The organism is Coralliovum pocilloporae (assembly GCF_030845175.1).
Lineage (GTDB): Bacteria > Pseudomonadota > Alphaproteobacteria > Rhizobiales > Cohaesibacteraceae > Coralliovum > Coralliovum pocilloporae.
This window is the reverse complement of record NZ_CP132542.1, coordinates 1452720-1465955: the sequence shown is the minus strand read 5'-3', so window position 1 is coordinate 1465955 and position 13236 is coordinate 1452720. Positions and strand designations below refer to the sequence as shown.

Below are 13236 nucleotides of genomic sequence, written 5' to 3'. Positions count from 1 at the left end.
GGTTGCTGCTGGAGAACAAGTTTCGTGCCAAAAAAAATGGCAGATGCTAAAGAAATCGTCTTTTCAATAGGTTATGTGGAAGTTCTGTTGAACTGGCGGGACTATAGAAAATCCGCGCTGCCTATAAAATAAGCGGCGCGGATTTTGATTTTGCCTGTTTTTTGGTCTTCTGCGATCAGAAGCGCTGGCTGCCCTGTCCGAATTCCGGATAGGCTTCCACACCGACTTCCGCACGGTCGAGGCCGAGTGCCTCTTCTTCTTCTCCAACCCGGATGCCGATCGTGTTCTTCAGGATCAGCCAGATGATGCCGCTGGCGATGAAGGTGAAGGCACCGATAGAGACAATACCGAGCAACTGAACTCCGAAGCTGGCATCACCATTTGACAGAGGAACAACCAGAGTACCCCAGATGCCGGCGACCAGGTGAACCGGAATGGCACCGACCACGTCATCAATGCGGAGCTTGTCGAGCAGAGGAACCACGACCACAACAATCGCACCGCCCACGGCACCGATCACAACAGCCAGCCAGATGCTGGGAGCCAGTGGTTCTGCGGTGATCGCGACCAGTCCGGCCAGCGCACCATTCAGCGCCATGGTCAGGTCGGTCTTTTTGTATGTGATTGCTGTCAGCACCATCACGGTAACAACGCCAGCAGCAGCAGCCAGGTTGGTGTTGACGAAGATCCGGGCCACATCGGCTGCATCTGAAACCGTGCCCATGGCCAGCTGAGAGCCGCCGTTGAAGCCGAACCAGCCGAGCCACAGGATGAAGGTGCCGAGGGTTGCGAGCGGCATGGACGAGCCGGGCATCGGTGTGACGCGACCGTCAGGGCCGTATTTGCCTTTACGAGCCCCGAGAATAATTGCGCCGGAAAGAGCGGCCCAGCCGCCGACAGAATGTACCAGGGTTGAACCGGCGAAGTCTGAGAAGCCTTTGGCGTCGAGCCAGCCTGCACCCCATTCCCATGATCCGGTGATCGGATAGAGGATACCGGTCAGAATGACAGTGAAGATCAGGAATGGCAGAAGCTTAATCCGTTCAGCCATTGTGCCGGAAACGATGGATGCAGTGGCTGCGCAGAATACCATCTGGAAAAACCAGTCAGAGGCTGCCGCATAATTTGCATCCGGATCGGCAGTTGCCGTGCCAGGGTCCGGGAAGCTGACAGGGCTTGGTGTGCCGAAGAAGCCGCCATCAACACCGGAATACATCAGATTGTATCCGATCAGCCAGAACATCAGGCCTGAGAGCGAGTAAAGTGCAATGTTCTTGAGACACTGCATGGATACGTTCTTGGAGCGAACCAGACCGGCTTCCAGCATGGCGAAACCGGCGGCCATCCACATCACCAGAAAGCCGCCAACCAGGAACAGCATGGTGTTGAAGATATTGGCGACGTCCACAGAGACGGGGGCTGCAGTTTCCTGAGCTGCTGCAGCCGTTGTCATGGCGACGCCGCCGAGAAGGGTTAGTGCGGCCGTTTTTGGCAACGCATTTCTTGAGAGGCTTTTCATGTGGAGTACTCCGGAATTAAAGCGCATCGGCGTCGCGTTCGCCTGTGCGAATGCGGACGGCTTTTTCGATATCGAGAACAAAGAGCTTGCCGTCACCGATCCGCCCTGTCTGGGCAGCGCCCATGATGGTATCGATGATGGTATCGACGCGGTCAGCGGTAACCGCGATCTCAAGCTTCAGTTTTGGCAGGAATGCGATGGCGTATTCCGTGCCGCGATAGATTTCGGTGTGCCCCTTCTGGCGACCGAAGCCCTTGATTTCCGTTACAGTGAGTCCCTCAACGCCGATGTCGGCCAGAGCCTGGCGCACATCCTCGAGTTTGAAGGGTTTGATAATGGCTGTCACAAGTTTCATCAGACCTTCCCGTGCTTGCTTCGGGTGTCAGAACATGTTCAGGGATGCGACATGTTCGTCAGGTCTTGTCTTTCAAGAGCCGTGCCAGAATCGATTTTTTGGAATTAAAATATTGATTCTAAATAATAAAAATCCTTCCTCCATATCGGAGAGGAGGTTTAGAAATGCTGCAGTGCATGATTAAATATTAGGCATTAAATTTATGATGCCTAATATTTATGCTTTTATCAGCGTGTCCTGATCCTGATCAGGCCTTCCTGTGCTGCTGACGCCACAAGCGTGCCATCCTTGGTGTAGATTTCGCCCCGGGTGAAGCCGCGTGCGCCTGCAGATGTGGGACTGTCCTGAGCGTACAGAAGCCATTCATCTGCCCGGAAATTGCGATGGAACCACATGGCATGATCCAGACTTGCCACTTGCATGTCCCGATCAAAAACACTGCGGCCGTGGGCAAAGAGGGATGTATCGAGCAGTGTCATGTCGGATGCATAGGCGAGAGCGCATTTGTGCAGCCGTGGTTCGTCGGGCAATTTGGCAGTGGTTCTGAGCCAGACATATTGCTTTGGTGGCAGTTTTTCACGGCTCACATAATGCCGGAGATCGACGGGTCGGAATTCAATCGGCCGTTCACGCTCGAAATAGCTCCGGACATGCTCCGGAGCCATATGCAGATATTTTTCCTTCAGGTCCTGATCGCTGGGCAGGGCTTCCGGTGGCGGCACGTCCGGCATCGTCTTGTCATGCTGCAGGCCGTCTTCTGTTACCTGATAGGACGCGGACATGGAAAAAATGGCCTGACCATGCTGAATGGCGACCACACGGCGGGTGGCAAAGCTGCGTCCATCCCGGATGCGGTCGACTTCATAGATGATGGGGACTTCCGGATCGCCCGGGCGCATGAAGTAGCCATGCAGCGAGTGGGCCGACTTGCCGTCCTCCACAGTACGGGAGGCTGCGACCAGGGCCTGGCCGATGACCTGGCCACCAAATACACGTTGCCACCCCACTTGGGGGCTTCGACCACGAAACAGATTATGTTCAAGTGGCTCCAAATCGAGGATCGAAATCAGATTATCAATCGCGACGGACATTGTTTCTTCGCTCAAGTTGACGATTGCGCCGGAGACCAATCATGTTAGAAAGACGTCAAACCGCCCCAAAACGGGCGAATATGACGCTGGCTTTCATTAGTTTGGAACAGGTGCTCCAAGGGAAGTCAAGACGCGTATGACACTGCGAATGGGGCAGGAGCAAGCGGCGATGAATCGCGCAGAGACGGAAAGCAGAACCAGACTGAGCACGGATGTAGTGGTCGCCGGAGGCGGCTATGTGGGGCTTGCCTTTGCCCTGTCCCTGAAACAGGCAGCGCCCAAGCTTGATGTGATCCTTCTTGATGTGCGCCCTCCTGAAGTCGCAGCTGATGATCTGCGGGCTTCTGCGGTTGCTGCCTCTGCCGTGCGGCTTCTGGACCAGATTGGTGTCTGGCGGGAAATTTCAAAAGATGCCCAGCCTATCCGCGATATGATCGTCACAGACAGTCATACTGATGATCCTGTTCGACCGATTTTCCTGAGCTTTGATACGCTGGGCGCCGATGCGGAGCCGTTTGCGCATATGGTGCCGAACGGGGTGCTTGTTGCTGCTCTGGCGAAATCGGCGCGGCTGCACGGTGTCACCATTCTGGCACCGGAACCGGCTGAGACATTCGAATCACATTCCGACCATATCCTGGTCAAGACATCCAAATCCTCGATCAAATCGAAGCTTCTGGTTGCGGCGGATGGACGCAATTCCACATTGCGCAATCAGGCCGGAATAAAGACGATTCACTGGAGTTACGGCCAGTCAGGTATCGTTACGACCGTTCATCATGAACGCCCCCATGAGGGGAGGGCTGAAGAGCATTTCCTTCCGTCCGGTCCGTTTGCCATTCTGCCATTGACCGGCAATCGGTCCTCGCTTGTCTGGTCGGAGAAGACCGATCTGGCAAACAGACTGGTCAAGGGGGATGACTTTACCTTCGAGATGGAACTGAAGCGGCGGTTTGGCCATCACCTCGGCGAGATTGAGGTGATTGGTGGTCGTACCGCCTTTCCGCTTGGCATGATGCTGGCGCGAGATACGGTCCGCTCCCGCTTTGCGCTGGCCGGTGATTCGGCCCACGGTATCCACCCGATTGCGGGGCAGGGGCTTAATCTCGGCTTCCGGGATATTGCAGCTCTGTCAGAAACGATCGTGGATGCCTATCGCCTTGGTCAGGATATCGGCTCTTTGACTGTTCTTGAGCGCTACCAGCAATGGCGTCGGTTTGATACCTGGCAGATGGGTGCGACCTGTGATGTACTGAACAGGCTGTTCTCCAACGATAATTCGCTTGTTCGCGCGGCGCGTGACTTTGGCCTTGGCCTTGTGGACCGGATGCCGCGCCTGAAGAACTTCTTTATATCGGAAGCTGCAGGTTTTGGCGGAGAACAGCCGCGCCTCCTGCGAGGGCAACCGCTCTAGCTCCAGCCTGTTATTCTGTTGAGAACTGGTGATCAGTCGTCTTCGAGTGTGCGTGCTTCATCCGGCAGCATGATGGGGATGCCATCCCGGATCGGATAGGCCAGCTTTGCTGCACGGCTGATCAGTTCCTGCTTGTCGCGGTCATATTCCAGCGTTGTCTTGGTCAACGGGCAGGCCAGAATTTCAAGAAGCTTTGGATCAAGTGATCCGTGTGCACTGTCAGACATGAATTGATTTCCTTTGCCTTGCCTACAGCGTGCTTCTGAAAAGTTGATAGACTTTCCAGATAAAAGCTCGCGCAAAAATAAATCTTAAAGCACCGCTACCAATTCAAGTTAAAGGTCTGGTGCTTTATTGCAGGGTTGATGGCTGGTCGCTGTCCATCCGGCTCAGCACAACTTCCGTCATCGCGATCAGGGTATCCGCCCGCATCTTCAGGGTTTCCGCCTCAAGCAAGGCCTGTTTTTCTGCAGATCCGTAAGGAGCCATGATCGAGAGCGCATTGACCAGCGTTTCGGTTCTTGCCTGTTCCACACCATTCCAGTCAGTTTCCAGATTATTGGCATCCAGATAGGACCTGAACGTTCTGAGGAGCTCCGAGCGATCCACGGCACCCTCATCATCGGTGTCCGTCTCAAAGTCCGTGCCAAAACGCCCGGTGCTGATCTGGCAGAGGCGGAATGCGGAAAGGCTCGGCATTTCCCGCAGGATTTCAAAGCGGGCAATGCCGGTGAGGTCGATCTGATAGGTTCCGTCACCGGCTTCCTGATAGGCGGTGATGCGGCCCACACAGCCGATCTGGCAGAGATCGGGCTCATCTGCACGGGCAGCCTTTGCCTGAGAGCTGCCTGAAAGAGCCGGCTGCACCATGCCTATGAGACGTTCTGTGGACAATGCATGATCCAGCATGTTCACATAACGCGGCTCAAAGATGTTGAGAGGCAGGTGTCCTCTGGGCAGGAGCAGTGCAGATTCCAGCGGGAAGACCGGGATTACATCCGGTAAATCCTCTGCTGAATCATAGGTCGCATTTCCGATCTGCATGGTCTCTGCCTCTCTTGCGTTTCTTTTCTTTACGAAAAGAGCACTGCAGATAGTTTACGACGTCCGAGAATTGTTGCCTTGTCGGTCATGCCCCAGGCTTCAAAAAACTGCAGGAGTTGCTTGCGAGCCCCATCCTCATTCCATTCCCGATCTGCCTTGATGATTGTGATCAGTTCTGCAATGGCGCCTTCGCGGTCTTCGCGGGCATTCAGCGCCAGAGCGAGATCGAACCGGGCCTGATGATTGGATGGATCAGCCTCAAGTGCGGCATGAAGTTCGGCTGTATCACCGAGGTCGGCGGCTTGCCGGGCAAGGGTCAGGGCGGCGCGTGCAGAAACCACATCCGCATCGCTGGCCTTCTCATCTGCTACCTGGTCGAGTGTGGCTTCTGCCTGATCCAGATCCCCGGCTTCCACATAGCATTGTGCCAGAATGGCCAGCGCTGTGACATTATCGGCTTCGGTCTGCAGAACCTGGGCGCAAAGCTGGGCTGCGACTTGAAGGTTCTTCTCACCAAGCGCCATGCGTGCTGCCTCAAGCGCCTGTTCGCTGTCGCTCGGCCCGATCGGGCCAACCAGTTTTTCAATGAACGCGGTAACCTGAGTTTCGGACTGGGCACCCATGAAACCATCGGCTGGACGACCATCCTTGAAAGCAACCACGGCAGGAATGGACTGGATGCCCATCTGGCCAGGAATCTCCGGATGCTCGTCAATGTTCATCTTGACCAGTTTGACAGCGCCGCGCGCTGCTGTAACGGCTGCTTCAATTGCCGGGGTCAGCTGTCGGCACGGGCCGCACCATGGAGCCCAGAAGTCCACCAGTACAGGCTGATTCTTGGATTCTTCCATCACGTCCTGAACGAAAGACTGGGTCGTGGCATCCTTGATCAGGTCGCCAGCCGGTGCAGAAGATGGCTGCTCCGAGCCGAATTGGGTGCCGCCATACTGGCCGCCCATGGAATAGGTTACATCGTTCATTCTGTGTCAGTCCTGTCTCGCAGTGTCAGCTGCATCCGGTTTCGCGTTGCGACTTTATACAGGATATAGGCATATCCGGCTACGGATTGAAGCTGTGCGGTGAATTGTACCAAAAGCCTTCCGGGTTTATTCGGCGGGTTCGCTGATTGCCAGGATCAGCGGCTCATGATCGGTCGCACGGATGAAGCTGATCAGATCATCTTTCTTGATTGCGGTTGTCGCATCGTTCTTCAGCGGGTGATAGTTGAGAATCTCATAGGTCAGCATTGCCTCATCCAGAACGATTGTGACCGACTGGTCTTTGTCGTTCATGATGGAAAACGGTGTCACTGATCCTGGTGTGACGCCAAGTTTCTCCTCAAGCAGATCAGGCTTGCCGAAACTGAGACGCCCGCAATCAAGTTTCTTGTGCAGGCCTTTCATGTCGACGATCGCATCCGCCAGCACAACAACAAGGAACAGGGTGCCTTTCTTGTCTTTTACAAACAGGTTTTTGGTATGCCCGCCCGGAATGGCTTTTTTCAGATCGCGGGACTCTTCGACGGTGAAAACCGGCTCATGATCGACCGTGTTGGTCTCGATGCCCAGTTTGTCCAGAAACGCCATGAGGTCAGCACGTGTGGCAGCCATTCTGTTCTCCTTGGATGCGAAAGGGGTCAGTGGCCTGAGTGCGGCCTTTGTTCCGGTTGCTTTAGAAGCTGCATCCGATCACCGCAAGAGGCTTTTCCACCGCTGCTTTACCAATTTCCGAAGATTGTCGTCATTTTGTTTTTTTTCTGTTGCATTCTCAATCTGCATCCGCCATATAAGCGCCGTCGCCGACGAACTGGCGAAACGGATTGCGGGTGTAGCTCAGGGGTAGAGCACAACCTTGCCAAGGTTGGGGTCGTGGGTTCGAATCCCATCGCCCGCTCCAGATCTTCTAAAGATCTGGCTTTCCGTTAAAGCTCGAAAAGCTCTCCTCACATTAAAGATGCCAAGCCGCTTCAGACCATGTTCTGTCGAGCGGATTTCTGTGTTTCCGTAGGTCCGACACCGCATAAAGGTGCAGTGCATATTTCGGACAGATTGCGACCGCTGCCGTTCGGTGATATTCAATCGCTCAAGATAAGCCTTTTGAGCGAGAAAGCACCAGTATGACCAGATGGACACGTGAAGCGGCACAGGAAATCTATGATCTGCCGTTTAATGACCTGATTTTTCGGGCTCAGACCGTGCACCGGGAGCATTTCAATCCCAATGAGATTCAGAAGAGCCAGCTACTGAGCATCAAGACAGGTGGCTGCCCGGAGGATTGCGGCTATTGCAATCAGTCTGCAAAGCATTCCACCGGCCTATCGGCATCCAAGCTTCTGGAAGTTCAGATGGTTCTGGCAGAGGCGGAGCAGGCCAAGAAAAACGGCTCGACCCGCTATTGCATGGGGGCTGCATGGCGGAACCCGAAAGAGCGGGACATGCCGAAACTCGTGGCGATGATCGAAGGGGTCAAGGCCATGGGGATGGAAACCTGCATGACCCTCGGCATGCTGTCCCCTGTCCAGGCCAAAGAACTGGCGGATGCCGGGCTTGATTATTACAATCACAATGTTGATACGTCCGAACGCTATTATAATGACGTCATCACCACCCGCACCTATGCGGACCGGCTCGAGACGCTGGACAATGTCCGTCACGCTGGCATGAAAATCTGTTCTGGCGGCATTCTGGGCATGGGTGAGGAAACCGGTGACCGTATCGATATGCTGGTGACACTGGCTAATCTGCCGGAGCCACCGGAAAGCGTGCCGATCAACATGCTGATCCCGATTGAAGGGACACCGCTTGCCGATGCAGATCCGATTGAGCCACTGGATTTCGTGCGTTGTATCGCGCTGGCGCGGATCATGATGCCATCCAGCCATGTGCGCCTGTCTGCGGGGCGGAGTGATATGTCTGAGGAAACCCAGGCACTTTGCTTCCTTGCCGGTGCCAATTCGGTCTTTTCCGGAGAAACCCTGCTGACAGCCGGAAATCCGGAAGAGAGTGCAGATGCCGTCCTGTTCCGCAAACTTGGTCTCAAGGGTGAGGAACTCCGGTATGATCCAGCACAGTTTTCACGGGTCGATGCCGCAGCAGAGTGACGGATCAGGCTTGCTTGATCGTTATGAAACCTCGCTGAGACGGCTTGGTGAACGGGACAGGCTGCGGGGTCTCAAACCTGCTTCTGGTCTTGACTTCGCGTCCAATGATTATCTGGGGCTGGCCAATCATCCGCGCCTCCGTGCGGCGCTTTCTGATGCCCTTGAGGGTGAGATCCCGGTCGGAGCGGGCGGATCGCGGTTGCTGCGTGGCAATGATCCGCACATCGAGGCTCTTGAAGACGCTGCTGCAGAATTTTTCGGGGCTTCGTCGGTCTTGTTCTTTGGTGGTGGTTTTGTAGCCAATTATGCGCTTTTGACCACATTGCCACAGAAGGGAGATCTGATCCTGCTGGACGATCTGGTGCATGCCAGCTGTCATGATGGAGCGCGGTCGGCGCGGGCCGAGACGGTTCTGGTCGCCCACAATGATGCCGGGGCAGTTGAGAAGGCTGTTCTGGACTGGCGGTCACAGGGCGGCAAGGGTCGTCCCTGGATCGTCGTGGAAAGCCTCTACAGTATGGATGGCGACAGGGCACCCCTGTCGGATCTGGTTGCTGTTGCTGACAGGCAGGATGGGTTTCTGATCATTGATGAAGCCCATGCCACGGGCGTCTTTGGTCCGGAAGGCCGCGGACTAAGTGCGGATTTTGAAGGTCGTGACAATGTCATAATCCTTCACACATGTGGCAAGGCGCTTGGAGCCTCTGGTGCTTTCGTCTGTCTGTCGCAGGTTTTGAAGGACTATCTGGTCAACCGATGCAGGCCGTTCATCTATGCGACGGCTCCGTCGCCTTTGATGGCTGTAGTCGTCAGGGAAAGCCTGAACATCCTGTCAGACGAGCCGCAGCGGCGTGAGACGCTGGCCCATCTGATTAACGTGCTGAAAGAGGGGCTGTCCGATCTTGATTTGCCGGCTTCGGGTTCTCAAATCCAGCCGGTGATTGTCGGTGATGCAGGGCGGGCTGTCCGTCTGGCCAATGGTCTGCAGGAACGCGGGTTTGATATTCGCGCTGTCAGGCCGCCGACTGTGCCAGAGGGCACGTCGCGGCTCAGAATTTCGCTGACGCTGAATGTTGATGAGGCAGATGTGAGGGCAATGATCTCTGCCCTCAGGGATGAAATGGAGCGACAGAGCACATGACCCGTCTGGTTGTTGTCGGAACGGATACAGATGTTGGCAAGACAGTGTTTGCGGCCGGGCTGTGTCAGGCGCTTGGTGCATCGTACTGGAAACCGGTTCAGGCCGGATTGGCGGATGGTACAGATACCCTGACGGTCACGGAACTGGCGGGTCTGTCTGATGAGCGGATCATCCCGGAGATCTATCGTCTCAATACCCCGGCTTCACCTCATGTTTCGGCAGAGATTGACGGGATTGAGCTCGATACATCCCTGTTGGCACCGCCACAGGTCGATGGGTCTCTGGTCATTGAGGGTGCGGGTGGATTGCTTGTGCCTCTGACACGCTCCATCCTCTATGCGGATGTGATTGCGCACTGGCAATTGCCTGTGGTTCTGGTGGGACGGACAGCCCTGGGGGCGATCAACCATGCGCTTCTGTCGCTAGAAGCTCTGCGGGCCCGGCATATCCCGATTATCGGCATGGCTTTTGTGGGTGATGAAGTGCCCGACACGGAACGGACCATTTGCGAGATGGGGGCCGTCAAGCGGCTTGGGCGTCTGCCATTTGTTGATCCGCTGACCCCTGATACACTGGCTGCCGTTTTTGCCGAACAATTCACTCTTTCTGACTTTACGGACTTTACTTGAGACTGGGGGTCTTGATGACTGACAGACGTTTCCCGATCTGGCATCCGTTCACGCAGCACGCCATCATGCCGGAAATGCTGAAGATTGAGCGGGCCGAAGGCGCTTATCTTGAAACACCGGACGGTCGGCAGATCTTTGACGGGATCTCAAGCTGGTGGGTTGTCACCCATGGCCATCGTCAGCCTGATATCATCCAGGCAATCAAGGATCAGGCCGACAAGCTTGATCAGGTGATCTTTGCCGGGCATACCCATACACCGGCGGAAGAGGTGGCGGACGGGCTCCTGTCGATGACACCGGATACGCTCAATCATGTGTTCTTTTCCGATAGCGGATCCACCTGTGTGGAAGTGGCGCTGAAAATGGCGCTTGGCTACTGGCAGCACATTGGTGAGACAAGGCGCACCCGGATCATCGTGATGGAAAACAGCTATCACGGCGATACGATCGGGACCATGTCTGTGGGTGAGCGCGGGGTGTTCAACGCGCCTTATGACCCGCTGATGTTTGATGTCACCAGCGTGCCGTTTCCCTCTTCAGGGGTGGAAGACCAGACGATTGAGCGGCTTGAAGCCCTGTGTGCAGCCGGTGATGTGGCTGCGTTTATTGTGGAACCGCTGGTTCTCGGTGCTGGCGGCATGCTGATGTACAGCCCGGATGTTCTCAAGCGCATGAAGGATGTCTGTGAGGCTCATGGGGTTCTGTTTATCGCGGATGAGGTCATGGTGGGCTGGGGCAGGACAGGAACCCTGTTTGCCTGTGAGCAGGCCGACGTTGAGCCGGATATTGCCTGCTATTCAAAAGGGATTACCGGTGGTTCCATGCCGCTTGCGGTAACGCTGTGCCGGTCAGAGATTTTTGACGCGCATTATTCCGAAGACAGGTCGAAAACCTTCTTCCATTCCAGTTCCTATACAGCGAATCCGATTGCCTGCGCGGCCGCTGCTGCCAATCTGCGCCTCTGGCGTGAGGGTGATGTGCGCGACAGGATAGCTAATCTGGTGGCAATGCAGACACGCTATCTCAGCCGGTTTTCCGAGGATGAGCGGTTCGAGAATATCAGACAGACCGGGACCATTGCCGCATTGGATTTGAAGGCGCGCGACGAGGGGTATCTCTCATCGGTCGGGCCGCGGCTTTATGAGTTTTTCAAGGCGCGTGATCTGCTGCTGAGGCCTCTCGGGAATACGGTCTATGTCATGCCACCCTATTGCTCGACAGAAAGCGATCTTGATCAGGTCTATGATGCCATTCAGGCCGCAGCGGATGCTTTTGCCTGATGAGTGCTGGTGTCCACATGTGCGGGTTCGGGCATTCGGTTCCTGACCGGGCTATTCCAAGCGCCGAGATTGAAGCGCGCCTTGGGCTTGATCCCGGCTGGATTGAGCGGCGGTCCGGTATTGTGGGCAGACATTATGCATCAGACCATGAAAGCCTGACGGATATGGCATTGCCTGCGGCTCAGCAGGCCTTGTCGGATGCAGGGATTGATACAGGTGAGATTGGCCTCCTTCTGCTGGCAACCAGCACGCCTGATCATCTGCTGCCGCCTTCGGCTCCGCTTCTGGCTCATCGTCTGGGTCTCAGCCATCCGGGTGCGGTGGATATTACGGGCGCCTGTGGCGGATTTCTCTATGCGCTCAGCTTTGCGGAAGGCTTTGTCCGGGCGCAGCAGAAGTCGGCACTTGTGGTCGCCGCTAACATATTAAGCCGTCGTATTAATGAACAGGAACGGGCCAGTGCCATTCTGTTTGCCGATGCTGCTGGCGCTGTGGTCCTTAAACCTCATTCATCATCAGAGCGAGGGATGCGTGCATTTGAGCTGTGTTCGGATGGTGCAGGATATGATCTGATCAAGATCCCTGTTGGTGGTACACGACACCCCTATGATCGCCCCCATGCGCCTGAAGACCGCATGATGCATATTGAAAATGGTCAGCAGGTCTTTGCGAAAGCGGTTTCCATGATGGCGAATAGTGGCTCTGCGGTTCTGGAGCGAGCGGATGTTGCGCCTGAAGCGGTGAACCATTTTGTGCCACATCAGGCTAACCGGCGGATGTTTGACAAGGTAGCGGAGAAAATCCGCTTACCGAAGGACAGGGTCCGGTCTTCAGTTGAGCGTTACGGCAACAGTTCTGCCGCCACGATCCCGCTCACTCTCTCGCTCATTCATCATGAGCAGAAGCTGCTCAGGAGCGGTGATCATGTTCTGATGAGTGCTGCTGGTGCAGGCATGACGGGCGGTTCAGCCCTCTGGGTGTTGTGAATGCGATGAGTGATCAAGCCGTTTCATCCCGCCCTGTCCTGTATTCGTTCCGTCGCTGTCCCTATGCCATGCGGGCGAGACTGGCACTTTCCGTCAGTAATCAGCCCTGCGAGCTGCGGGAGATTGTTCTGAGAGACAAGCCGCCGCAGATGCTGGAGGTTTCTCCGAAGGGAACGGTTCCGGTTCTTTGTCTGACAGACGGGCAGGTGCTGGAGCAGAGCCTTGATATTATGCTCTGGGCTCTTGGTCAGCATGACCCGTATGGTTGGCTAAGGCCTGAAAGTGGAACATGCGAGGATATGCTGGCGCTGATTGCCGAGATGGATGGTGATTTCAAGCATCATCTGGATCATTACAAATATGCCAGCCGTTATGAAGGCGCGGACCCCGAAGACCACAGGGAGCGGGCGATGACCTGCCTGTCGCCCCTGGTTACCCGGCTTGATCACCATGCCAATCTCTTCGGTGATAGACCGTCTCTGGCCGATATGGCGCTGTTCCCCTTTGTGCGTCAGTTTGCCAACACGGATAGAGTCTGGTTTGAAGAAGCCGGACCGACTGCACTGCACCAATGGCTCGAGCGTCATGTGACATCAGAACTGTTTTTGAGCATCACACCGAAATGGGCTGTCTGGGACTACCAGTCCGGACAGCCTGGTGTTCAGTTTCCGTGACTA

Annotated in this window: 15 protein-coding genes and 1 tRNA gene; 9 read left to right on the top strand and 7 right to left on the bottom strand. The window is 55.5% G+C overall.

Annotated features, from left to right (window positions below):
* Nucleotides 1–175: 175 nt before the first annotated feature.
* The 3 genes from RA157_RS06825 to tesB all read right to left on the bottom strand — a co-directional run bounded on the left by RA157_RS06825 (nucleotide 176) and on the right by tesB (nucleotide 2980).
* Entirely contained in the window at nucleotides 176–1519 is a 1344-nt protein-coding gene (locus tag RA157_RS06825; RefSeq protein WP_434058475.1) for an ammonium transporter, read from the bottom strand.
* A 16-nt stretch (nucleotides 1520–1535) separates the two neighbouring features.
* A complete protein-coding gene (locus RA157_RS06820) occupies nucleotides 1536–1874 on the bottom strand; it encodes a P-II family nitrogen regulator (protein ID WP_350335718.1) in 339 nt (112 codons plus the stop codon).
* Between the two features lie 227 nt (nucleotides 1875–2101).
* Entirely contained in the window at nucleotides 2102–2980 is an 879-nt protein-coding gene (tesB, locus tag RA157_RS06815) for an acyl-CoA thioesterase II (RefSeq protein ID WP_434058474.1), read from the bottom strand.
* Between the two features lie 154 nt (nucleotides 2981–3134).
* On the opposite strand from tesB, the gene RA157_RS06810 reads away from it, so the two are divergent.
* Nucleotides 3135–4379 carry a ubiquinone biosynthesis hydroxylase gene (locus RA157_RS06810; protein ID WP_350335716.1) on the top strand — a complete coding sequence of 415 codons (1245 nt, stop codon included), beginning with the start codon at nucleotides 3135–3137 and terminating at the stop codon, nucleotides 4377–4379.
* Between the two features lie 32 nt (nucleotides 4380–4411).
* On the opposite strand, the gene RA157_RS06805 is transcribed toward RA157_RS06810, so the two are convergent.
* From RA157_RS06805 to RA157_RS06790, 4 genes are all read right to left on the bottom strand, one after another.
* Entirely contained in the window at nucleotides 4412–4606 is a 195-nt protein-coding gene (locus tag RA157_RS06805; RefSeq protein ID WP_350335715.1) for a Trm112 family protein, read from the bottom strand.
* Nucleotides 4607–4730: 124 nt separating this feature from the next.
* The gene (locus RA157_RS06800; RefSeq protein ID WP_350335714.1) at nucleotides 4731–5423 is read right to left on the bottom strand and encodes an LON peptidase substrate-binding domain-containing protein; all 693 of its coding nucleotides are present in this window, start codon (nucleotides 5421–5423) and stop codon (nucleotides 4731–4733) included.
* A 29-nt stretch (nucleotides 5424–5452) separates the two neighbouring features.
* Complete coding sequence (gene trxA / locus RA157_RS06795; RefSeq protein WP_434058493.1) at nucleotides 5453–6382, bottom strand: thioredoxin; 930 nt, start codon at nucleotides 6380–6382, stop codon at nucleotides 5453–5455.
* Nucleotides 6383–6529: 147 nt separating this feature from the next.
* Entirely contained in the window at nucleotides 6530–7033 is a 504-nt protein-coding gene (locus RA157_RS06790) for a prolyl-tRNA synthetase associated domain-containing protein (RefSeq protein ID WP_350335712.1), read from the bottom strand.
* Between RA157_RS06790 and RA157_RS06785 the strand changes: the two genes are divergently transcribed.
* The 8 genes from RA157_RS06785 to RA157_RS06750 all read left to right on the top strand — a co-directional run bounded on the left by RA157_RS06785 (nucleotide 7023) and on the right by RA157_RS06750 (nucleotide 13233).
* A complete protein-coding gene (locus RA157_RS06785) occupies nucleotides 7023–7265 on the top strand; it encodes a hypothetical protein (RefSeq protein ID WP_350335711.1) in 243 nt (80 codons plus the stop codon). The genes RA157_RS06790 and RA157_RS06785 overlap by 11 nt on opposite strands.
* A tRNA-Gly gene (locus RA157_RS06780) sits at nucleotides 7245–7319 on the top strand. Before RA157_RS06785 ends, RA157_RS06780 begins: the two co-directional genes overlap by 21 nt.
* Nucleotides 7320–7539: 220 nt before the next feature.
* On the top strand, nucleotides 7540–8523 hold the full coding sequence (bioB, locus tag RA157_RS06775) for a biotin synthase BioB (protein ID WP_350335710.1): 984 nt from the start codon (nucleotides 7540–7542) through the stop codon (nucleotides 8521–8523).
* A complete protein-coding gene (locus RA157_RS06770; protein ID WP_350335709.1) occupies nucleotides 8480–9664 on the top strand; it encodes an 8-amino-7-oxononanoate synthase in 1185 nt (394 codons plus the stop codon). The genes bioB and RA157_RS06770 overlap by 44 nt, the downstream gene beginning before the upstream one ends.
* Complete coding sequence (gene bioD / locus RA157_RS06765; RefSeq protein WP_350335708.1) at nucleotides 9661–10293, top strand: dethiobiotin synthase; 633 nt, start codon at nucleotides 9661–9663, stop codon at nucleotides 10291–10293. Before RA157_RS06770 ends, bioD begins: the two co-directional genes overlap by 4 nt.
* Nucleotides 10294–10307: 14 nt before the next feature.
* Entirely contained in the window at nucleotides 10308–11573 is a 1266-nt protein-coding gene (locus RA157_RS06760; protein ID WP_350335707.1) for an adenosylmethionine--8-amino-7-oxononanoate transaminase, read from the top strand.
* Nucleotides 11573–12559 carry a beta-ketoacyl-ACP synthase III gene (locus tag RA157_RS06755; RefSeq protein WP_350335706.1) on the top strand — a complete coding sequence of 329 codons (987 nt, stop codon included), beginning with the start codon at nucleotides 11573–11575 and terminating at the stop codon, nucleotides 12557–12559. The genes RA157_RS06760 and RA157_RS06755 overlap by 1 nt, the downstream gene beginning before the upstream one ends.
* Nucleotides 12560–12564: 5 nt before the next feature.
* The gene (locus tag RA157_RS06750) at nucleotides 12565–13233 is read left to right on the top strand and encodes a glutathione S-transferase (protein WP_350335705.1); all 669 of its coding nucleotides are present in this window, start codon (nucleotides 12565–12567) and stop codon (nucleotides 13231–13233) included.
* Nucleotides 13234–13236 lie beyond the last annotated feature (3 nt).

Coding starts and splice junctions, on each gene's coding strand:
- RA157_RS06825 (WP_434058475.1), bottom strand. CDS start 1,519: ATGAAAAGCCTCTCAAGAAATGCGTTGCCAAAAACGGCCGCACTAACC.
- RA157_RS06820 (WP_350335718.1), bottom strand. CDS start 1,874: ATGAAACTTGTGACAGCCATTATCAAACCCTTCAAACTCGAGGATGTG.
- RA157_RS06810 (WP_350335716.1), top strand. CDS start 3,135: ATGAATCGCGCAGAGACGGAAAGCAGAACCAGACTGAGCACGGATGTA.
- RA157_RS06805 (WP_350335715.1), bottom strand. CDS start 4,606: ATGTCTGACAGTGCACACGGATCACTTGATCCAAAGCTTCTTGAAATT.
- RA157_RS06800 (WP_350335714.1), bottom strand. CDS start 5,423: ATGCAGATCGGAAATGCGACCTATGATTCAGCAGAGGATTTACCGGAT.
- trxA (WP_434058493.1), bottom strand. CDS start 6,382: ATGGGCGGCCAGTATGGCGGCACCCAATTCGGCTCGGAGCAGCCATCT.
- RA157_RS06790 (WP_350335712.1), bottom strand. CDS start 7,033: ATGGCTGCCACACGTGCTGACCTCATGGCGTTTCTGGACAAACTGGGC.
- bioB (WP_350335710.1), top strand. CDS start 7,540: ATGACCAGATGGACACGTGAAGCGGCACAGGAAATCTATGATCTGCCG.
- RA157_RS06770 (WP_350335709.1), top strand. CDS start 8,480: ATGATCCAGCACAGTTTTCACGGGTCGATGCCGCAGCAGAGTGACGGA.
- bioD (WP_350335708.1), top strand. CDS start 9,661: ATGACCCGTCTGGTTGTTGTCGGAACGGATACAGATGTTGGCAAGACA.
- RA157_RS06760 (WP_350335707.1), top strand. CDS start 10,308: ATGACTGACAGACGTTTCCCGATCTGGCATCCGTTCACGCAGCACGCC.
- RA157_RS06755 (WP_350335706.1), top strand. CDS start 11,573: ATGAGTGCTGGTGTCCACATGTGCGGGTTCGGGCATTCGGTTCCTGAC.
- RA157_RS06750 (WP_350335705.1), top strand. CDS start 12,565: ATGAGTGATCAAGCCGTTTCATCCCGCCCTGTCCTGTATTCGTTCCGT.